The organism is Pseudomonas sp. 44 R 15 (genome assembly GCF_900004965.1).
Classification (GTDB): Bacteria; Pseudomonadota; Gammaproteobacteria; order Pseudomonadales; family Pseudomonadaceae; genus Aquipseudomonas; species Aquipseudomonas orientalis_A.
The window spans coordinates 39,607-59,139 of the sequence record NZ_CVTU01000023.1; the positions used below are offsets into that span (position 1 = coordinate 39,607).

Genomic DNA, 19,533 nt, shown 5'->3' on the forward strand with positions numbered 1-19,533 from the left:
GGCATATCAATAAAGGGTTCATGCCACGGCCCCGCGCAGCAGCTCGTCCTGACCCAGGTCGAATCGGCCCAGGACCTTTACCTTGGAATTGCTCCCCAGCTCGGCGAATGACATCACCGGCACATGGTTGAATTCATCCAACAACAGCGCGCGCAAGGGACTGCGCAGGTCCTGGGCCACGAGCAGCACACTTTTGGTTTTCGGCCGCAGTGCAAACGCCTGGTTGAGCAGGCCGACCAGGGCAGCACTGCTGTCGTTATCGAGGGCGAAAAACACGCCGCTCTGGGTTTGACGCAAGGCTTCGCGCAGGATGTTCTCGGTGTGCGGCGACAGCAGCCACGCGTGCAGGCCATCGGCTTCGCTGTACTGGTGAAAGATCTGCGACTTGAGCGCGATACGGGCGTAATCGGCCAGGGCATCCGGTTCGCGCTCATGCTGGCCGTACTCGATCAGCGATTCGACGATCAACCGTACGGCACGCAATGGCACGCCCTCGGCCGCCAGGCGCTGCAGCACTGAAGAAAAACGTGAAAGCGGCATGATGCGTTGCAGTTCCTGCACCAGTTCCGGCTGGTTGTGTTCAAGCCAGCTGAGGATCGACTTGCTTTCCTGGATGCCAAGAAACCGCGGCCCGCTGAGCAACATCGCCCGCTTCATGCGTTCGATGACCAGGCTGTGGGCACGGAAACGCTCGACCTGCGGATCGTCGAGCAACGGATCATCAGGGCTGAGCCACAGCCAATCGGCTTCATCCCGTTCAGGCAGCCCTCTTTCGCCCCGGTCCGGAGGCTGCGCGAGGGTGGCGTACTCGACCGCAACACGGTCACTGAAAGTGGCCGTCACGACCGGAACTTCATGCACGCAAAAGCGCATCTCATCGACAGCCAGTGAGTCACTGAACTCGGCTTCGAACGGCGGCAGGGTCAAGCCGATATTGGCAACCAGCGCATTTCGGGCCTGACGAATTTTTTGCACGATGTCGATGACCTCCGGGGCCCCGAACATCTGACTGTTGAATTGCAGCAGATACGGCCGTGACGGGTCGAAGCCACGCAAGTCTTCACTGCCGTTCTCTTCCGGACGCACCGCTTTCTCGTCCGCCGCCGCAGGGGCCTCCTCGCGCTGACGTTGGCGCATGAGGTAGTAACCCAGGGCACCGGTCATCATCGAAATCAGAATGAACACCACGGTGGGCATGCCGGGGAGCGTGGCAAAGGCCAGCATGCCCACCGACGCGATCATCCAGCTCTTGGGCTCGCTGGTCATTTGCCGGGCAATTTCGGCGCCCATGTTGCTGACGCCCTTGCGCCCATCCGGCGCCACGCGGGTGATGATCATGCCGGCCGTGAGGGAGATCAGCAGTGCGGGAATCTGCGCGATCAGGCCGTCACCGATGGTCAGCACCGAATACAGCGCGATCGACTCGCCTGCGCTCATGCCGTGCTGGAACATCCCGGTCGAGAAGCCCCCGAGCAGGTTGATGACCACGATGATCAAACCGGCAATGGCGTCGCCCTTGACGAACTTCATGGCGCCGTCCATGGCCCCGAACAACTGGCTTTCGCGCGATAGCTGCTCACGTTTGTCCCGCGCCTGTGCACCGTCGATCAGCCCGGCGCGCAGGTCACTGTCGATCGACATCTGCTTGCCCGGCATCGCATCCAGACTGAAGCGGGCGGCCACTTCAGCGACCCGCTCCGACCCCTTGGTGATCACCAGGAAGTTGACGATGGTCAGGATCATGAAGATCACCAGGCCCACCGCCAGATTGCCGCCCACCACGAAATTACCGAACGCTTCCACAATGTCACCCGCGTCCTGCTCCAGCAGGATCAAACGCGTGGTGGCAATCGACAACGCCAGGCGAAACATGGTGGTCAGCAGCAGGATCGATGGGAACGACGAGAACGCCAACGGCCCCGGCAGGTAGAGCGCCAGTACGATCAACAGGCAGGAAATACAGATATTCAACGCGATCAGGATGTCCACCAGCCAGGTGGGCAACGGCACAATGAAGATAAACACGATGGCCATGACCACCACCGCGCCGAGCACTTCGGCACGCCGCGCCACCTTGAGCAGCACGCCATTGATCGATGACAGCAGTGTCACCCGTACGTCCTCGTCTCGCCGGGGAATTTCAGGTGGCCACGTTCTTCGCGCGCCCACTCAAGCATCACATCCTTGAACGCCTTCACGGCACTGGCCTGGGATTGAGCATCAAGCCACCAGGCCGAGGGCAGGGCCTTTATCTCCCTGGACAATTCGTTGAGCGAACGCAGCCGGGCGTCAAGCAGCGTGCCGCCAAATTCACTGGCCAGCCTTTGCACCTCAGCCGAATCGATGCCGGTGCTGGCGTAACCCAGAAAGCGCTGCAACAGATCCACCGCATGCTGTTCAACGTTAAGGCGCTGGATCAACGCCTCGCAGTTGCCCAGCACCGAGCGCAACTCGCGACACTCGCCCAACCCTTTGAGCAAGAGGCGCAACTTTTCCGTGGGCACAGACTGTGTGTGGGCTGCGATATCACCGTTCAGCGCCTGAGTCATCAGCCCGACACCCCTGGACAAATCCGTCGGGCCGTACATTTTCAACAGCGTTTGCAGCATCAACGCCAAGGATTGGCGCACGACCACAGAGGCGTAATAGAGCGCACGCACGTCCTGACGCTCCTGCGGGTCGGCGCTGGCTTGTTTCAACGCCAGGGCGATATTCAGACCTGCCTGGATCGGGCCGCCGAAATCACGCTTGAGCTCTCTGAGCGCGCCGCGTGCCAGGTCCTCTTCGATCCTCAATCCATTGGTCTTCGCTTCGCTGGTGATAAGCCCAAGCACCACGAAGGCACGAGCGGGATCACTGCCGGCAAGGCTGACCAGTTTTTCGACAGTGGGCTTGCGCAGCAACTCGAACCGAAGCCGGCGGACAATGGTTTCCAGCGTGGTTTGGCCAGGGTGACCCAGTTGCTCATACAGATGCACGAACTCCGCCACAGGCGAAACTTTCGCGCCAATGGATCGCTGGCCCAGGGCTTGCGCATTAAGTGTCACTTCTTCGGCGAAAATCTGCGCGATGTCATCCAGGGCCAGCGAACGGCTTGGCGCTTCGACAGTGCTGATACCGGGCTTGTCCAGGGGTTGGATCTGCTGCACATCGTTGAAGGATTCGACTTTCATGGGCGGGCCAGAATGGGAAGTTTGTGTCCCTATGTGGCAAGCCGCTGCGGTCCAGTTCCATCAAAACGTTTCAAGCCGATGGGCATGAAAATACTTGCACATCCACATCGAACTTTTTGCAAGTTACGGCACAAACAGGTGTACGAGAAAGAATATATATTTATATAAATCAACAAGTTATGTGTTTTCCCCGTTTGGCACAGCGAGTGCAAAAGGGGTCTCTATCGAAACTATTTCGATAGAGCCTTCCCGGAGGAAAACCAACATGAATATACCTATTGGTGATCTTGCTCACCTCGTCGGCAGTTCGCCTCAGTTCATGGTTCAACTGACGGACGACCAGCAAAAGAAACTGCGACGCTTCATTCATAAACGCGTGCTCAACCCCGAAGACGCGGACGACCTGCTGCAACTGACCTACCTTGAAGCATGGCGCAACCGAGAACGTTTCAGCGGCCAGGCCACGCTCAGTACCTGGATGTGCGGGATAGCTCAGAATTTGATCCGCAACCACTTCAGGCGCATGTATGCCAAACCCGTGCATTGCGAGTTCGATGAATCGTTGTGGCATGGTCAGGAGGAACGCAACAGCCTGGATTGGGAATTTGAAGTCAACCGACGCCTGGAAAAAACCCTGAACGCCATCGACCACCTGCCGGTGGAAATGCGCAAGACGCTATACGCCTCGCTTGAGACCGATGGCAGCTATCAGGACACCGCCGATGCGCTGGACATTCCCATCGGCACCGTACGCTCACGCTTGTCACGGGCGCGCGAACAACTTAAACGCGTGACCCACAACCCGACGCAGCCGTAAGCTCCCGCTACAAAAAATCGTTGGGCGAAAAGGATATCTGCCCAACTCGACCGACGCTTTACGTAAGCGGCGGCCAAAGACCGCAGCCTGAAAAGCCCCCCGCCATTCACCCCGCCACTCGTCGCCATTTAGCCTGTTTTTCGTTAAACAGTTGAAAGCGTAGAAAAAAACTTAACAAAAGCCCTTGACGCATTCCCGTTCTACGCGAATAATGCGCGCCACTTGGCTACATAGCTCAGTTGGTTAGAGCATAGCATTCATAATGCTGGGGTCCGGGGTTCAAGTCCCTGTGTAGCCACCAAGTACTAAAAACGGCTTACCGAAAGGTAGGCCGTTTTTTTATGCCCGCAGGAAAGTCTCGCCAAGGTGCTTACACTCAAAAATACTTCCCATCTGTATTTTGACGCCCCCAGGAGCCGCTGTTAGTGTCCAGCCTCCCCCACCACGGAGCGCTCCCGATGCAACTGGACATCTACCAAGTCGACGCCTTCAGCCAGCACGCCTTCGGCGGTAACCCTGCGGCGGTATGCCCGCTCACCGAGTGGCTGACGGACAAGCAACTGCAACACATCGCCGCTGAAAACAATCTGTCGGAAACCGCGTTCTTCGTGCCCCGTGGCGATCTTTATGAACTGCGCTGGTTTACCCCGGAAGTCGAAGTGGACCTGTGTGGTCACGCCACCCTGGCAGCGGCGTGGGTGCTGATTCACAAGTTGCCGGACGCGCCCGCCGTGTTGCGCTTCGCCACGCGCAGCGGCGAGCTGCGGGTGACGCGCAACGGCGATGAACTGGCCATGGACTTCCCGGCCAGGCAACCCGAGCGCTGCGAGCCGCCAAGCGGAATGCTAAGTGCATTGGGGATCGAAAACGCCGAGGTGTTCGGCACCGATGACTATATCGTGCTGGTGGAAGATGAAGCACAAGTGGCGGCACTCGCGCCGGATTTCGCAAGGCTCAGGGGCCTGCCCAAACGCGGGATTGCCGTCACTGCCAGGAGCACGCGCTTTGACTTTGTTTCGCGCTGGTTCGGCCCGAATGTGGGGGTCAATGAAGACCCGGTCACAGGCTCCGCGCATACGTCGCTGGCACCGTTCTGGGCCGAGCGCCTGGGCAAATCGCAATTGACCGCCGAGCAAGGCGGCACGCGCAAAGGTCAATTGCGCTGCGAGCTGCAGGGTGACCGGGTCATCATCTCCGGTAAAGCCGTGCTGTATATGCACGGTGTGATTTATCTGTAAACGAGGCGGCTTGCCTTACGTCAAGCCGCTTTCATCCTGGCTGCCTCAGGCCACCGCATTCGGCGTTCTTATACGCTGGTCCGCCAAGTCAATGGTCAGGTCGTGGCGTGGCAGGGGGCTCAACGTATCGTTCAGGTTCATGCGCAACGGTTTGTCCGCATTCGCTCCGTATTCGAAGTCGACGTTGACGTGCTTTTGCGTGTGACTGAGCGACGCGCTGCTGAAAAAACTGAGCGTGGTCAGGGCCGGCAATGACATGCCATGGGTCTGGGTCGCGGTGTAGTTCATGCTCATGCTTTTCACACGCAGGTTGTTGGGATCTTTCAGCGCTCGCTTGATCAACGGCTCGGTGCTTTCGCCCGCCAGGTGGCGACGCTCGATCGTGCGCAGAACCTGCGGTTTGAGTTCCATGCCGAGCGTCAAAGAGGTGCCTTCACCCCGCTGCAGTTGTTGGATGATCCGCGCGAATTGCGGGTCCTCCCCGAGCCACTGCACGATGGCGGCCTTGTTGCCCGGCGCGACATCGTCCAGCCAGGCAAATCGCCCGTTGTCCTGTAGCCCCACCCTTGTCACGCTGGATTCGACCGACGCCAGCTGACGCAAACCGGCTTTCATCAGGGTGTGCTGGGTCATGCATTTTTCCAGCGACTGGCCGATGGCGTGGTAGTCATCCAGCTTTGTCGCTGAAGGAGGATGCGCCGCCATGAAACGCTGCAACATTGCCAACTGCTCCTGCGGGTCAGCCGACGGTGCCATGACGGCCAGGTCCTGCCTGAACTGCGGTGAGTACTGCGACAGACGCTTGTGGATATCCTCGATCTGAGCCTGCGTTACCGGTTGCGCAGGCTTGAAGGAGAAATCGACGGCTCGGGATTGCCCACGGTCGAATTTCACCCTGGCCGATACTTCCGGCAAGGCAAAGGCGATAGCCGTCGGCCCGCCCGCTTCACCTCTGCCCAGCGCCAGCGCGTTGACCGGTGCGAAGTTGGCCCCTGCTTCAGCCTCCCTCAGCCATTGCGCGTTGCGCCCTTCGTGACGGTGGGTGTCCGTCGCTGAACGTACGCCGGACCGGCTCGCATCCGCGTGTACCAGGTTGAGGTGGCCCACCCCGCCGATACCGGCGCGTATCACCGAGTCGAACTCGGCGATATTTTCCTGGGGGCTGTACATCAGTCGCAGTTGGGCGAGCCCATCCAGACTCACATCAGCGCTGACCTTGGAACCTTCTCCAGACGCGTGTTCCTTGCCCAACGCCAACAAGTCCTGGAACCCTCCGGACTGCCCCGTCAGGATCGACATCATCTTGCCGAAGTCAGCCTCCCTCACGTCAAAACCAATGCTCGCCTCCCTGCTTTTCTCAACGCTCGCCAACAACTCACCCGCCACCCTCAGACCAGGCACCACGGCGCCACCGCCCTGGCCTAACGTCACCCCCAGACCCACGGAGCCGGTCATGCGCCGCATATCGTCGGTGCTGATCTCAACGTGTGCACCCTGGTCGGTACGACTGATGCTCACACCATGGGTATGGGACTTCGAGGCCTCCAGGAAAAACTCCAACGGCGCCACCGGTTTTACGCCGGTCACTATCACACCCAGCGCCTGGCCCTGGGTTCGACTGGGGCTGAGGGTCTGACCACTTTGCAGTTGCCGCACTTGCTGCGTCATGGCGTCCTGTATGGACGCATCGGCGGGCAATCCCAGCAGCCCCGACAGGTGCCAATGCAAGGCAGACCCTGGAGTGCCAAGATCCTTGGCCAGCAGTTTGAAGTTGTCATACAGCGATTCGGCCTGGTCGTAGCTGACAATCTGCTGGCTGGACAATTTGTGCACCGGGCCCTCTTCAAAGCCTTTAATCACCGCCTGAAGCGACGCCTCGATTCTTTTCAAGGCGCTCGGGCTATGGCCGGACGTGCTGCTCAGTGCCTCAACCATCCCGGCCAACTGTTCAAGTGTGCGGGCATGGTGAATCAAATCACCCTCGACGAGCGCCGAAGGATGACTGAGATCTCGCTGACGCTCCGGCTTCCACTCGGGCAACCTCAAGCCCTGCCCTTCGAAGTTGGCCAGCAGCGCGGCGGTGGGCTTTTGTGATGAAGGTTCGACCCGCTTGAACGCTTCAAACAAGCGGTGCAGCGTCGACTCGGCGCTCACCACCGTGCGGCTGAGCCTGGGCTGTGAGTCAACTGTCAGCCCATGCAGGTCGCCTAACAGGCGGGCGCACGCCTGGCTGCTTTTTTCGACCTTGAGCAGCGCCTGGCTGAGCTGCCCGGCCAGTGCCTGTCGCGGCCCGGGCTCGCTCAGGGCCGCAAGGCGAGTGCTCAGGCCGGCGCCAACCGGCTTGCTCCTGGAGAGCGACTCGAGCTGTTGGTGCAGGCGCTTGTCGTCGGCGTATACGCTCTCCAATCCCCGGCGACCCTGCATGTGATGCGCAATGGACCGGCCTTTCTCACCCAGCGCCTGCAAAGGATGGAAGTGCGCCTTGATCCCCTGGAAAAAATGGCGCTTGGTGGGTATCCCTTCGCGTGTTTGCCCAAGCACATTACTGCTGGCCGTCAGCGCGCCCCCTGACACAGGCGTGCGCATCTGGCCGGCCGCTAACGTATCGGCCAATGAAGCCTCCGGCACCGCCGCTTGCACTGGCCCCCATGTCATTGCGCCTAGGTCTGCGTTATCCAGTCGATGAAACTGCTTGTCCCAACCGCCAATCAAGTGTTTGTCAGCCCCCATCCGCAGGGACTCCAAAGACTGACCCTGCGGCAGTTCAACCTTGCTCCAGCGCGGCGCGGCCCCCTCGCGGCTTTGCCAGGCGTGGCGATCGAGCTTGAATAATTCGCCCCCCTGAGTGTGTGCATAAAGATTCGCTTCATGATCCAGCGCCAGTGTTTTGATGGCGAGCGCCGGTGAAGGCCGCAACGGGCCGACCGCCCCGTCCACACAGGCCTGGAGCTGATGATCTTTATCGACGCTTACAAAGTTGCGGCCGTCGGCTACCGCGAAGCCTGTGAGCGGACGCTGAATATCCCCCGCAAGCACGTCCTCAAGTGACACCTGGGGACGAGGCTTGGGCAGTGCGCTCAATTCATGACTGGCGCCCTCGAAGACCGGGTCACGCACCTTTGTGACATTCACCGCTTTGAGTTGCCCTGCTTGCAGCACATAGGCGCGTCCATCCAGGCCCCGCTCCAGATGGGCCACGCCCTCTTGTGCGCATTTGTCCCAACGTTGCGCTGCCGCATCCCAGCTCAGCAATGTGCCTGAATCAAACGCCACCTTGCCGCGCAGCCCGAGATCAACGGCTGTGGTCAGTGCCTGCTGGCTGGGCAACGGCAGGCCTTTCTCGATGCCCTTGACCAACACGTCGCTGAGGTTCCACGCCGGGCGCAGTCCGCCAGCCCTCTCCAATGGCACGCTGTGCAATTGCTGCCGGGCATCACGGGCCTGGGCATTGAGCTGCCCGGCGTCATCATGGAAGAACCCCTCGATACGCACCGCGCCCTTCAGCGCTTGCTCCAGCGGTACGAGCGATTGCGCAACCATCGGCAACGTGCCGTCCCGCGCCAGCCGCAGGTCCGCGCGCAGCAGTTCACCGTCAGCCGTGGCGCCGTACAGCGTACTGCCAGACAAACCGATTCGGCTGAGTTGCACAGGCGCGCCGCGCTCATCGAGCGGACGTACAACCGCCGCGTCGGCACCTTGAGTCTGCACCACCGATACGCCCTGAGCCTGGCTCAACACCGCCGAAGTCCGCCCCTGCGCGCTGCTGTCCAGTGCCTCCCGAGGGGTCTTCAACAGTTGCCCCTCACGGGTCAGCCCGATACGGCTGTAGGTCCGGTTGTCGGCGTCGGGCAACCAGGACAGGGCAAGGGGTTCGAAGCGATACAGGCGTCCCTGGTCCAGCCGAAATTGCTTGCCGTCGGCGGTCGTCTGTACACCGCTGACGCTTCCCAAGTGCCCGCGACCGGCGCTCAATGGCGATACGCAACCTGCGCCGCCATCCGTCTCGGGCAGGCTGCTTCTGAAGACCGCCGCAACAGCGGGGGTGGGCTGAATATGAAACAGGTAATCTCGCTCATCCCTGAAACGCAAGGTGCCGGCAACCGAGGCGCCATCGGCCACATAATGCTTGTCTGGCGCATTGAGATGGCGGGCGATATCACGTCCCGCGAGGGTCGTATCAGGCTCCAGCCGCCCGCCTTTGAGGCGGATATCGAACAGCATTGAAGCGGCGTTCAACGATTGATAAGAGGGCAGCGGCGGGACAGGCGCGGTGGCCGGGCTGGAAGATGCATTATCGGCGCGAGCATGCTCGATACCGTCATGTTTTGCGTGAGGCAGACCATCTAATCTTCTGTGCATAGCAGGCTCCAGAAATAGATAAATACCAATTACCGAGTGAGCATTTGCCTCGTTTTGGTTCCAGCGTGGCGCCATAAACCCAGCCCGGTCCCCGTCTCTTCTGCGCTAAAGTCTGCTGACAGGAAGACCAGATCATTCTCAAAATGAACGGAGTTCAACGCGTGCTTTTTATTTCCCGCCGTCAACTATCAACCGTTGCCATCACGCTCGCCCTGGCCGGCTGCCACACCACGATCAATGAACCCCCCCCCGCACCGGAGCTGGGTTCGGGCTATCGCACCGATCTCGTCACGCGTCACGCCGCGCGTCATATGGCTGCCGCCGCCAACCCGCTCGCCGCCGAAGCCGGACGCGACATGTTGCGCCAGGGCGGTTCGGCCATTGACGCCGCGATCGCCATGCAAGCGGTGCTGACGCTGGTGGAACCGCAATCGTCAGGCATCGGCGGCGGCGCATTCATCATGCTGTGGGATGGCGAAAAAGTGCACGCCTATGACGGCCGTGAAACCGCCCCGGCCGGCGCGACGGAACGGTTGTTTCTGAACGCCGACGGTACGCCCATGGCGTTCACCGATGCGCAGATTGGCGGGCGTTCGGTGGGCACGCCGGGGGTGTTGCGGGCACTGGAAATGGCGCATAAAAAGAGCGGCCACCTGCCGTGGGACCAGCTGTTCGAGCCGGCAATTCGGTTGTCCGAACAGGGTTTCGCGATCTCCCCACGCCTGCACAGTTTGATTGCCGCCGACCGCTTTATCGCGCAATCGCCGGACATGGCCGCGTACTTTCTGAATGCCGACGGGTCGCCAAAAGCCACCGGTACATTGTTGAAGAACCCGGCGTTGGCGAAGGTGTTCAAACGTATCGCCAAGGAGGGCCCCGACGCGCTGTATCACGGCCCGATTGCCGATGAAATCGCCCGCAAGGTGCAGGGCAATCGCAATGCCGGCAGCTTGACCCAGGCGGACCTTCAAGGCTACGCCGCCAAGGAGCGCACGCCGTTGTGCACCGACTACAAACAATGGAAGGTGTGCGGCATGCCGCCGCCTTCGTCGGGCGGGATCGCTGTTGCGCAAATCCTCGGCACATTGCAGGCGCTGCAAACGCGCGATCCGCGCCTGGCCATCGCGCCGATGATGCCGCTCAAGAGCCCCTCGCCCGCCGGGCTTGAACCTACGCCCGAGGCCGTGCATCTGATCGCCGAAGCCGGGCGCCTGGCGTTCGCCGACCGGGCGCTGTACGTGGCTGATGCGGACTTCACGCCGGTGCCGGTTGCCGGCCTCGTTGCGCCAGACTACCTGGCCCGGCGCGCCGCACTGATCGGTGAACGCAGCATGGGCATCGCCACGCCGGGTCAACCGGCAGGCCTGCAGGTGGCCTACGCGCCGGACCGTTCGCCCCTGCGCATTTCCACCTCGCAAGTGGTGGCTGTGGATGACCAGGGCGGCGCCGTATCGATGACCACCACGGTCGAGGCGGCGTTCGGCTCCCATGTCATGGTCCAGGGCTTTTTGCTCAATAATCAGATGACCGACTTCTCGTTCATTCCCGAAGAAAACGGCCAGCCCGTCGCCAACCGCGTGCAACCCGGCAAACGCCCGCGCTCGGCCATGGCGCCGACCCTGGTATTCGACCGTCAGAGCGGTGAGTTGCTGGCCACCGTCGGTTCGCCGGGGGGCTCGCAGATCATCGAGTACGTGAGCAAAACACTGGTCGCGATGCTGGACTGGAAACTCGACCCACAGGCCGCTATCAGCCTGCCGAACTTCGGCAGCCGCAATGGCGCAACCGAGCTGGAGGCCGGGCTGTTCAGCCCGGGCGTGCAGCAGGCCCTGAAGAGCAAAGGTCATGAGCTGAGCGAAATTGACATGACCAGCGGCGTCCAGGCGATCGTTCGCACGCGTGATGCCCAGGGTCAGGTGTCATTGAGCGGTGGTGCAGACCCGCGCCGTGAAGGCGAAGCGCTGGGCGACTGATTCAACCTGGGTGGCGAGGGCGCTTGCTCCCTCACCCCCCATTTAAGCCCCGTAACGGACGGTCAGCGATTCGCGATCAGATGTGAACCGAACAGGACGTAGCATCCCCCGGCAAAACGATCGAGCCATTTACGCGAACGGCTGTAAAGAGTGGCCATGCGCTCGCTGGAAAACAGCAGTGCCACACTGGAGTACCAACTGAACGACAAGGTCGCCATGACGATCACCGCAAACGTCAGCAACACCGGCGACGGCGACGGCGGCATGGTGGATGCGAAGATAGTGGCGACGAACAGCGCCGCCTTGGGGTTGGACAGGTTACCCAACAGCCCCAGACGCCAGGCGGAAAACAGCGAGCGCCGCGCCGCGTCCGGCAACGGGCTCTGGCCCATGCTGGTTGCCGAGCGCTTGAACAGTTTCAGCCCCAGATAAATCAAATAGCAGCCACCGATGATCTTGAACGCCAGGTACAACATAGGCGCGGCCGTAAACAGCGACTTGATCCCCAGCCCACCCGCCAACCCCCACAGGATCGTACCGGTGGCCACGCCCGCCGAAGCCACTACACCATGTCGGCGCGAACAGCTGGCGGCCAATTGGGCGGTGTTGAAGAAGTTGGGCCCGGGCGTGACCACGGCCACCGTCCACAGCAGGGCCAACGAGACCAGCGGCGCCACATACGCGGGGTTGAACAGTTCCATCGCGGCCAGCTCCTTCAAGGCAATACGCAGCCTGGATCATAGGCCTGGCCGAACAACTGCACAATCGTACAAGACCCCGGCAGACAAGGGGCGCAGACTCGGCTAACGTGTTTCCACCTCCTTTTGTGACAGTCACCATGGGCAACCCTACCCACACGCTGGACTGGCTGCACCGCGCGCCGCACGCCAGTGGCCTGGACCGTATCGAAGCCTACTTTGCCGGCTTCGCGTTCGACCCTCATCGCCATGACACCTACGCCATCGGGCGTACGCTGTTCGGTGTGCAGAGTTTCCACTATCGCGGCGGCATGACCCACAGTTTGCCCGGCACCACCATGGTGATTCACCCCGATGAAGTCCATGACGGCCGCGCGGGCAGCGATGAGGGTTTCAAGTACCGGATGATCTACGTGGAACCGGCGCTGATCCAGCAGATCCTCGGCGGCAAGCCGCTGCCCTTCATACCCGGCGGCGTGTCCACCGACCCGCGGCTGCACCGCGCCAGCGAGGTATTGCTGCAAAGCCTGGATTGCCCGATCGACCCGATGCAGGAGCAGGACGCCATGTTCGACCTGGCCCATACGCTCAGCGCTGCGTCCGGCGTCATCACCCACCGCAAATCCTTTGATTACATCGCCGCCGAGCGCGCCCGGGAATTTATCCACAGCGCCCTGGGCCGCAGCATCACCCTGGATGAAATCGCTGATCACGCCGGGCGCGACCGCTGGGCGTTGTCGCGGGATTTTCGCTTGCTGTTCGGCACCAGCCCCTACCGCTACCTGACCATGCGCCGGCTGGACCTGGTGCGCCAATTGCTGGCCCAGGGCGTGTCCTTGGTAGATGCCGCGATGAGCGCCGGCTTCACCGACCAGAGCCACATGACCCGGCAATTTCGCAGCACCTACGGCATGCCACCGTCGCGCTGGGTAAAGATGCTCGGACGCTGACTCAAGACCTGATGCTTTTTGTAGGAGCGAGCTTGCTCGCGAAAAACGCCAACGATAACGCGTGCTTCCTGAATGAACGCGGTGCCTGTGAGTTTTTCGCGAGCAAGTTCGCTCCTACAGACGGCATCAGGGCCTGCCCCTCCCACAGCTCAGATAAGGCGGCGTTGCTGGCATTTGGTCATGGTTTGTAAAGGGCCAGCAAGCCGTGTCCCTTTAAATTGCAGGACGTTTCCGAGACAATCCCCGCCGCCTTGTGCCTGTTGGAATCGATGGCTAGTCTTCGGTCCGTCACTGAAATTCAGTGATCGGGTTTAGCAGCCTGAGTTCAATAGGCACACGTTGTCACCGCATTATGGCGGCTGTACGTGGGGCACCTTCGGGTGCGCTGGTTTTCCTATTGACCGGTCTGCTAACCCGCGTACAGCTGCCACCTCACGTTTAGCAGCGTTGGTGGTCGCTCCCTTGTTCAATAGGAGTTACACCATGACCAAAGCACTCCCCGATCCACCCATGGATTGCCTCGTCGTCAATGAAGAACTCAGCTTCGAAGACGCCCAACTCTATATTTCCCATCTGATCCACAGCGCATCGGCCACGGTGTGGGACTGTTGCGATCACCTGCAACCCCACGACCGCGCAAGAATCCATGCCGCCTGGCATCTGCTGGAAATAGCCAAAACGGTAATAAACCGCACCATCGAATGCATGCCACGCACCTGAAAACACTACAAAACCAATATGGGAGGGGCTTGCCCCCGATAGCGGTGTATCAGCGACAGACAGGCTGGCTGACACACCACGATCGGGGGCAAGCCCCCTCCCACATTCCAGTTAAGGCGGCGTTGCTGACATTTGGTCATCGTTTGTAAAGGGCCAGCAAGCCGTGTCCCTTTAAATTGCAGGACGTTTCCGAGACAATCCCCGCCGCCTTGTGCCTGTTGGAATCGATGGCTAGTCTTCGGTCCGTCACTGAATTTCAGTGATCGGGTTTAGTCGCCCGGACTCTAAATCAGGCGCATGGTCCTCCATGATGTTTTATGGTGGCTGTGCGCAGGGCACCCTCGGGTGCGCCGGATTTTCCTGATTAGCCGGTCGACTAACCTGCGTACAGCCGCCACCCTTCGTTTAGTCGCGACTGGGCCGGCTTCTGACTTAATCAGGAGTTACACCATGACCAAAGCTCTCCCCGATCCGCCCATGGATTGCCTCGTCGTCAATGAAGAACTCAGCTTCGAAGACGCCCAACTTTATATTTCCCATCTGATCCACAGCGCATCGGCCACGGTGTGGGACTGTTGCGATCACCTGCAACCCCACGACCGCGCAAGAATCCATGCCGCATGGCATCTGCTGGAAATGGCCAAAACGGTGGTAAACCGCACCATCGAATGCATGCCACGCACCTGAAAACACTACAAAACCAATGTGGGAGGGGGCTTGCCCCCGATAGCGGTGTATCAGCGACAGACAGGCTGGCTGACACACCGCTATCGGGGGCAAGCCCCCTCCCACATGAATCACGATCATCGTCCTGACCTGAGTCTCAGCCAACCAGGGTATGTCGCTTGCCGAACACCGCCACACTCGCCACGCCCACCGCCCCCATCACCACGCAATACCCCACGCAAATCCACGGACTGGTGGGCATTAACGCAATCAGCAGCAGCGGTGTGGTACTCGCCCACAGCGCGTAGGCAATGTTGTAGGTGAAGGAAATCCCCGACACCCGCACCTGCGCCGGAAACAGCCCGACCATCACCGACGGCACCGCGCCCACCACCCCGCAGCTCAAGCCGGCCACGGCATAGGCGGCGCCCAGCCAGACCCCGCCGCTGATCAGGCTGGCATACAGGATAAACACCCCCACCGGCAGCAGCAGGCTGTAGACCAGCACCGCGCGCCAGGCGCCGATGCGGTCCACCAGCAGGCCGGCCAATACGCAGCCGATGTTGAGAAACACAATCCCCAACGCGCTCAAGGCGAAGGTGTGGCTGGGGCTCATGCCGAAGGTTTTCTGCATCATGGTCGGAGTGATGACCACCAGCACCACCACCGCCGACGTCAGCACGCACGTGAGGATCATCGCCGGCAGCAACACGGCGCGGTGGTCGCGCAACACGGTGCGCAGTGGCAGTTCGGCGGCAGCCTGGCGGCGGGCCTGCATTTCGAGGAATACCGGCGTTTCATTGAGCCAGCGGCGCAGCCATACGCCGATCACGCCAAACACGCCGCCGAGCAGGAAGGGGAAACGCCAGGCATAGTCGAGAATCTCGGCCGGGGTGAAGACCTGTGCAAGCAACGTGGCCGTGAGCGCGCCGAGCAAGTAACCGAACGTCAGCCCGGCCTGCAGGAACCCCAAGGCATACCCACGATGACTGCGCGGGGCATGTTCAGCGACGAAGGTCCAGGCGCTGGGCACTTCACCGCCCACGGCGGCGCCCTGCAAAACGCGCAGCACCAGCAGGATCAGCGGTGCGAAATAGCCGATTTGCACGTAGGTCGGCATGACTCCGATCAGCAGGCAGGGCAAGGCCATCATCAGGATGCTCAAGCTGAACACGCGCTTGCGTCCCAGGTGGTCGGCAAAGTGCGCCATCAGGATGCCGCCCAGCGGGCGCGCGAGGTAGCCGGTGACGAAGATGCCAAAACTTTGCAACAGGCGCAGCCACTCGGGCATTTGCGGGGGGAAAAACAATTGGCTGAGGGTCAGCGCGAAGAACACAAAGATAATGAAGTCATAGATCTCCAGGGCGCCACCGAGGGCGGCCAGGCCCAGGGTTTTGTAGTCGGAGCGGGAGAAACGCTGCGCCTGTGAAGAAGCGGTGGCAGTCATGTGCATGCTCGGCAGACAAACAAAATGGCGTGCAGATTATGAGCTGAACCGGATGATGGCAATCGCGGTGGATATATTTGTTTTACTCATTGATCGATGAAGATAACTACATTCCCAAATCAATGAACGTAGCGGAACATGCCGCAAAACTGCCCACCCCATAATAAATACAAGAGGAAAGACTCGTGGCCGATGCTATCGAAGAAAGCCGCTATGCCCGATTTGCCCTGCGCTGCTCCAACTTCGCCGAGCGCTGGTTCCCGGACTCGTGGGTGTTCGCCGCCCTCGCCGTGATCCTTGTCGCCGTGGCCACCCTGGGCATGGGCGCCGCGCCCACCGAAGCCGCCAAGGCGTTTGGCGATGGGTTCTGGAGCCTAATTCCCTTCACCATGCAGATGGCCTTTGTGGTGATCGGTGGTTATGTGGTGGCCAGTTCGCCGCCTGCGGTAAAGCTGATTGACCGCCTGGCGCGCATCCCGAAGAACGGCCGGTCGGCCGTGGCCTGGGTCGCGTTGATTTCCATGGTGGCCTCCCTGCTCAACTGGGGCCTGTCCCTGGTATTCGGCGGTTTGCTGGTGCGTGCACTGGCGCGTCGCACGGACCTGCGCATGGACTACCGTGCCGCCGGCGCCGCGGCCTATCTGGGCCTGGGCGCCGTGTGGGCACTGGGCTTGTCGTCATCGGCCGCACAGTTGCAGGCCAATCCGGCCAGTTTGCCGCCGTCGATCCTGGCGATCACCGGAATGATCCCGTTTACCGAGACCATCTTCCTGTGGCAATCGGGCGTGATGTTGCTGGCCCTGATCATCGTCTCGCTGATCATCGCCTACGCCACCGCGCCGGGCCCGAACAGCGCGCGTGATGCCAAGGCCTGCGGCGTCGACCCCGCGTTCAACCTGCCCAAGCCGCAGGCGCCGACCCGACCCGGCGAATGGCTGGAGCACAGCCCGCTGCTGACGATTGCGCTGGCGCTGCTGGCGGCCGGCTGGTTGTTCCACGAGTTCTCGAGCAAACCGGCAATCAGCGCCATCTCGGGGCTCAACACCTATAACTTCCTGTTCATCATGGTCGGCGCGCTGCTGCACTGGCGCCCGCGCAGCTTCCTCGACGCCGTGGCCCGCGCCGTGCCGACCACCACGGGCGTATTGATCCAATTCCCGCTGTACGGCTCGATTGCAGCGCTGATGACCGTGGTCAAAGGCGGCGACGGCCAGACCCTGGCGCACCATATCTCGCTGTTCTTCACCTCCATCGCATCCCACGACACCTATGCCCTGCTGATGGGCGTGTACTCGGCGGTGCTGGGCTTCTTCATCCCGTCCGGCGGCGGCAAGTGGATCATCGAAGCGCCCTACGTGATGCAGGTGGCCAATGACCTGCAATACCACCTGGGCTGGGCGGTGCAGATCTACAACGCGGCCGAGGCGCTGCCGAACCTGATCAACCCGTTCTATATGCTGCCGTTGCTCGGGGTGCTGGGGTTGAAGGCGCGAGATCTGATCGGGTTTTCGTTTGTGCAATTGCTTGTGCACACGCCGTTGGTGTTGTTCTTGCTATGGGCGTTGGGGACGACATTGACGTATTTGCCGCCGGTGATGCCTTAGGAGCAGCCGCAAGCTTCAAGCTTCAAGCTTGCAGCTTGTAGCTGCCTTAATCCCGTCACATTGCATTGCTACCGTCCTGCGAAACATCTTGCAACACCTCGCCAAGGACTCCCGCGCAATGAGTGACGAGCACGTAGATCGCCCTTCCACAGATTCCGTAGGCCAGGCGCCGGTTGACAGCAGTCGCCGGCGATTCCTGGGGGGCGCTGCGGTGCTGGGGGTGGGCGCAACCTTGAGTGGCTGTGGAAATGCCGGCCAGGCACCGGAAAAACCGGCGGCGCGGCCACTCACAGCGCCGGAGTTGGACAAGGCCCTGCGCGACCAGGTGAAAACCGTCGTAGTGATTTACGCGGAGAACCGCAGTTTCAACAATCTGTTTGCCGATTTCCCCGGGCTGGAGAAACCCCTCTCGGCGCTTTCCGCCGCTGATTACCAACAACGCGACCGCGATGGCAGCGTATTGCCGGCCCTCCCCCAGACCTGGGGCGGCGTGCTGCAGGCGGGCCCGCAGAGCGTGGATGGGGTGACCTACCCGAGCGCCGTGCAATTCCAGGAAAACCTGCCCAACGCACCGTTCGCCCTCAAGGGCCCGAACGCCGAGGACTTGCCGCTGAGCCTGGTGACCCGAGACTTGTGGCACGTGTTCTATCAGAACCAGATGCAGATCAACGGCGGCAAGAATGACGGTTTCGTGGCCTGGGGCGATTCCGGCGGCCTGGTGATGGGCCATTACGCCCAGAGCCGTTACTCTCTGCGCCTGTGGGACGTGGCCCGGGAGTTCGTGCTGTGCGATAACTTCTTCCAGGGCGCGTTCGGCGGCTCGTTCCTCAATCATCAATACCTGATCAGCGCCACCGCACCGACCTATCCCAATGCGGCTCAGTCGGTAGCCAAGGCGCAGATCGCCACGCTGCAAAGCGACGCCCCCGGCGACGCGCGCCTCAAGCCCCTGGACACCTCGCCGGCCAGTGCCATGGCCGGCCCGCCGCAGTTCGGCCCCAGCGCCCTGACCCCGGACGGTTACGCGGTCAACACACTGGCGCCGCCCTACTGGCCGACCTGGATCCGCGACCCGCAAAACCCCGATTACTCCAAACCGGACCTGCCCAACGTGCTGGTGCCGCAAACCCATGAACACATTGGCGACAAGCTCTCGAAAAAGAATATCGACTGGGCCTGGTACGCCGGCGCGTGGCAAGCCACCCTCGATCAATTCAAGGACTCGGGCGGTATTCCCAAAATCCCGAACTTCCAGTATCACCATCAGCCGTTCAACTACTTCAAGCAGCAGGGCCCCGAGCACCGCGCGGAACGTGACAAACGCCTGCGCGACGGCGGCCTGGGCGATGAAGCGAGCACCAACAGATTCTTTGCCGATGCCCAGGCGGGCAAACTTCCCGCTGTGACGTTCTACAAGCCCCAGGGCAACCTGAACATGCACGCCGGCTATGCCGATGTGGCCTCGGGCGACCGCCATATCGTGCGTGCCCTGAAGGTGCTGCAGGAAAGCCCGCAGTGGAACAACATGGTGGTGGTGGTGACCGTCGATGAAAACGGCGGCTGGTGGGACCACGTGGCACCGCCCAAGGGCGACCGCTGGGGCCCGGGTACGCGGGTTCCGGCGCTGGTGGTGTCGCCGTTCGCGCGCAAAGGCACGGTTGACCATACGGTGTATGACACCGCCTCGATCCTGCGCTTGATCACCCGCGTGTTTGAGCTGGAAACCCTGGACGGCCTCAAGCAAAGGGACGACGCGATGCGCGCTCGCGGCCAGAAACCCATGGGGGATTTGAGCAACGCCCTGCAGTTCAGCGTTTAGGTTCACGTATCCAATCGCGACACGCGCAGCGATTTAGCACGCGGTTTTCCTGGTCAGCCGCTACTGTGT

General features: G+C 61.3%; 13 protein-coding genes and 1 tRNA gene. 9 read left to right on the forward strand and 5 right to left on the reverse strand.

Annotated elements, in window-relative coordinates; translation table 11 throughout:
- Positions 1-18 precede the first annotated feature (18 nt).
- Together sctV and BFP93_RS01935 are read right to left on the reverse strand one after the other, a co-directional pair.
- Positions 19-2,112, reverse strand: coding sequence for a type III secretion system export apparatus subunit SctV (gene sctV / locus BFP93_RS01930; protein WP_065891743.1), 2,094 nt, complete (start codon positions 2,110-2,112; stop codon positions 19-21).
- The gene (locus BFP93_RS01935) at positions 2,109-3,173 is read right to left on the reverse strand and encodes an HrpJ domain-containing protein (protein WP_065891744.1); all 1,065 of its coding nucleotides are present in this window, start codon (positions 3,171-3,173) and stop codon (positions 2,109-2,111) included. The genes sctV and BFP93_RS01935 overlap by 4 nt, the downstream gene beginning before the upstream one ends.
- Positions 3,174-3,438: 265 nt before the next feature.
- On the opposite strand from BFP93_RS01935, the gene BFP93_RS01940 reads away from it, so the two are divergent.
- The 3 genes from BFP93_RS01940 to BFP93_RS01950 all read left to right on the forward strand — a co-directional run bounded on the left by BFP93_RS01940 (position 3,439) and on the right by BFP93_RS01950 (position 5,228).
- Entirely contained in the window at positions 3,439-3,990 is a 552-nt protein-coding gene (locus tag BFP93_RS01940) for an RNA polymerase sigma factor (protein ID WP_065891745.1), read from the forward strand.
- 224 nt (positions 3,991-4,214) lie between these two features.
- Positions 4,215-4,291 (forward strand) — tRNA-Met (locus BFP93_RS01945).
- Between the two features lie 157 nt (positions 4,292-4,448).
- On the forward strand, positions 4,449-5,228 hold the full coding sequence (locus tag BFP93_RS01950; protein WP_065891746.1) for a PhzF family phenazine biosynthesis protein: 780 nt from the start codon (positions 4,449-4,451) through the stop codon (positions 5,226-5,228).
- Positions 5,229-5,273: 45 nt separating this feature from the next.
- Here the strand turns inward: BFP93_RS01950 and BFP93_RS01955 are convergent, their stop codons facing one another.
- On the reverse strand, positions 5,274-9,587 hold the full coding sequence (locus tag BFP93_RS01955; protein ID WP_065891747.1) for an AvrE-family type 3 secretion system effector: 4,314 nt from the start codon (positions 9,585-9,587) through the stop codon (positions 5,274-5,276).
- A gap of 143 nt (positions 9,588-9,730) precedes the next feature.
- On the opposite strand from BFP93_RS01955, the gene ggt reads away from it, so the two are divergent.
- Positions 9,731-11,560: a gamma-glutamyltransferase gene (gene ggt, locus BFP93_RS01960; protein WP_065891748.1), complete on the forward strand. Its 1,830-nt coding sequence runs from the start codon at positions 9,731-9,733 to the stop codon at positions 11,558-11,560.
- A 62-nt stretch (positions 11,561-11,622) separates the two neighbouring features.
- On the opposite strand, the gene BFP93_RS01965 is transcribed toward ggt, so the two are convergent.
- Positions 11,623-12,261, reverse strand: a complete 639-nt coding sequence (locus tag BFP93_RS01965; RefSeq protein WP_065891749.1) for a LysE family translocator — start codon at positions 12,259-12,261, stop codon at positions 11,623-11,625.
- A gap of 137 nt (positions 12,262-12,398) precedes the next feature.
- Between BFP93_RS01965 and BFP93_RS01970 the strand changes: the two genes are divergently transcribed.
- From BFP93_RS01970 to BFP93_RS01980, 3 genes are all read left to right on the forward strand, one after another.
- Entirely contained in the window at positions 12,399-13,208 is an 810-nt protein-coding gene (locus tag BFP93_RS01970) for an AraC family transcriptional regulator (RefSeq protein WP_065891750.1), read from the forward strand.
- Positions 13,209-13,691: 483 nt separating this feature from the next.
- Positions 13,692-13,928 (forward strand): hypothetical protein, encoded by a 237-nt coding sequence (locus BFP93_RS01975; RefSeq protein ID WP_083205586.1) that lies wholly within the window; start codon positions 13,692-13,694, stop codon positions 13,926-13,928.
- A gap of 450 nt (positions 13,929-14,378) precedes the next feature.
- Entirely contained in the window at positions 14,379-14,615 is a 237-nt protein-coding gene (locus BFP93_RS01980; protein ID WP_065888068.1) for a hypothetical protein, read from the forward strand.
- Between the two features lie 136 nt (positions 14,616-14,751).
- Here the strand turns inward: BFP93_RS01980 and BFP93_RS01985 are convergent, their stop codons facing one another.
- The gene (locus BFP93_RS01985) at positions 14,752-16,041 is read right to left on the reverse strand and encodes an MFS transporter (RefSeq protein WP_065891752.1); all 1,290 of its coding nucleotides are present in this window, start codon (positions 16,039-16,041) and stop codon (positions 14,752-14,754) included.
- Positions 16,042-16,226: 185 nt separating this feature from the next.
- Here BFP93_RS01985 and BFP93_RS01990 point away from each other — a divergent pair, with 185 nt between their 5' ends.
- Together BFP93_RS01990 and acpA are read left to right on the forward strand one after the other, a co-directional pair.
- A complete protein-coding gene (locus tag BFP93_RS01990) occupies positions 16,227-17,645 on the forward strand; it encodes a short-chain fatty acid transporter (protein ID WP_065888070.1) in 1,419 nt (472 codons plus the stop codon).
- Positions 17,646-17,763: 118 nt separating this feature from the next.
- Positions 17,764-19,464 carry an acid phosphatase gene (gene acpA, locus BFP93_RS01995; protein ID WP_065891753.1) on the forward strand — a complete coding sequence of 567 codons (1,701 nt, stop codon included), beginning with the start codon at positions 17,764-17,766 and terminating at the stop codon, positions 19,462-19,464.
- Positions 19,465-19,533 lie beyond the last annotated feature (69 nt).

Coding starts and splice junctions, on each gene's coding strand:
- BFP93_RS01940 (WP_065891745.1), top strand. CDS start 3,439: ATGAATATACCTATTGGTGATCTTGCTCACCTCGTCGGCAGTTCGCCT.
- acpA (WP_065891753.1), top strand. CDS start 17,764: ATGAGTGACGAGCACGTAGATCGCCCTTCCACAGATTCCGTAGGCCAG.
- BFP93_RS01985 (WP_065891752.1), bottom strand. CDS start 16,041: ATGACTGCCACCGCTTCTTCACAGGCGCAGCGTTTCTCCCGCTCCGAC.
- BFP93_RS01980 (WP_065888068.1), top strand. CDS start 14,379: ATGACCAAAGCTCTCCCCGATCCGCCCATGGATTGCCTCGTCGTCAAT.
- BFP93_RS01935 (WP_065891744.1), bottom strand. CDS start 3,173: ATGAAAGTCGAATCCTTCAACGATGTGCAGCAGATCCAACCCCTGGAC.
- BFP93_RS01950 (WP_065891746.1), top strand. CDS start 4,449: ATGCAACTGGACATCTACCAAGTCGACGCCTTCAGCCAGCACGCCTTC.
- BFP93_RS01955 (WP_065891747.1), bottom strand. CDS start 9,587: ATGCACAGAAGATTAGATGGTCTGCCTCACGCAAAACATGACGGTATC.
- ggt (WP_065891748.1), top strand. CDS start 9,731: ATGAACGGAGTTCAACGCGTGCTTTTTATTTCCCGCCGTCAACTATCA.
- BFP93_RS01975 (WP_083205586.1), top strand. CDS start 13,692: ATGACCAAAGCACTCCCCGATCCACCCATGGATTGCCTCGTCGTCAAT.
- BFP93_RS01970 (WP_065891750.1), top strand. CDS start 12,399: ATGGGCAACCCTACCCACACGCTGGACTGGCTGCACCGCGCGCCGCAC.
- BFP93_RS01965 (WP_065891749.1), bottom strand. CDS start 12,261: ATGGAACTGTTCAACCCCGCGTATGTGGCGCCGCTGGTCTCGTTGGCC.